Origin of the sequence: Verminephrobacter aporrectodeae subsp. tuberculatae At4 (genome assembly GCF_000193225.1) — a bacterium.
GTDB classification, from domain to species: Bacteria; Pseudomonadota; Gammaproteobacteria; order Burkholderiales; family Burkholderiaceae_C; genus Acidovorax; species Acidovorax aporrectodeae.
In genome coordinates, this window is the sequence record NZ_AFAL01000198.1 from 1 (window position 1) to 1,096 (window position 1,096).

General features: G+C 65.3%; 1 protein-coding gene. It reads right to left on the reverse strand.

Features of this window, described 5'->3' with window-relative positions; all coding sequences use genetic code 11:
* Positions 1-1,037, reverse strand: a 1,037-nt coding sequence (locus tag VTU_RS25910) for an Ig-like domain-containing protein (protein ID WP_236610644.1), incomplete at its 3' end; no start/stop codon positions are given.
* Positions 1,038-1,096 lie beyond the last annotated feature (59 nt).

Genomic DNA, 1,096 nt, shown 5'->3' on the forward strand with positions numbered 1-1,096 from the left:
GCGAGATCGGTGACGGTCCGCATGTCTACGCCGATGTTGCAATCCCCGTTGGCGAAGGGCGCCACCGTGGCGGTCCAGATGGTGCGACTGGTACCGCTGGGACGCGGGTCGCTGAAAGAGAGCACTCGCCAATTTGCGTAGAGGTTATAGAGGTCATTCAGCACAAGGTCCGTGACGGCTTCGCTGAAGGTAAAGGTGACGGTGGTGGTTTCGCCGATGCCGAGGTGCATGTCGGCGACCGTGATGGCGACCACCGTGGGCCTGCGGGTATCGATGCCGTAGTTGGTGCTGCTGGCCTGGCCCGATCCGGCGGTGCCTGCGGTGTTGGTCACGCCCGCGAGGTTCACGCTGATGGTGTTGCTGCTGTCCTCGACGTTGGCCGTGGGCGTGAAGGTGGCGGTCCAGGTTGTGCCGTTGTCGCTGGTCGTGGGTTCGCCGAGCGTTCCGTTGGCGTCGCTGAGCACGACGTCGTCGCGCGTGAAGCCGGTGACGGCCTCGCTGAAGGTAAAGGTGACGGTGGTGGTTTCGCCTGCCTTGATGCGGGAGTTGGCCAGCGTGATGGTGGCGGTGAGCCCCTGTGTCTTGACGGTGTAGTTGCCACTGCGGACGCTGCCCTGGCCGGCGTTGCCAGCGATATCGCGCACGCCGGAGAGGTTGATCCCGAGGGTGTTGGTCAGGCTGGTCGTGTTGGCCGTGGGGGTGAACAGTGCCGTCCAGGTGTCGCCGCTGCTGCCGTCGCCGGAGGTCGAGCGCAATCCGCTGAGCGTGCCATGGGCCTGGCTGAGGTCGATGTCATCCAGCGCAAAGCCGGTGATGGCCTCGCTGAAGCGGAAGGTGACGGTGGTGGTTTCGCCGAGCCCGAGGTCGGTGTCGGCGAATGTGATGGGGTTGGTGCTGGCGGCGGTGGGGCGTACCAAGTCGACGATGACTCGACTGTCGTCGGTGACGGTCCGTTCCAAGCCGGCGTTGCCCGCGAGATCGGTGACGGTCCGCATGTCTACGCCGATGTTGCAATCCCCGTTGGCGAAGGGCGCCACCGTGGCGGTCCAGATGGTGCGACTGGTACCGCTGGGACGCGGGTCGCTGAAAGAGAGCA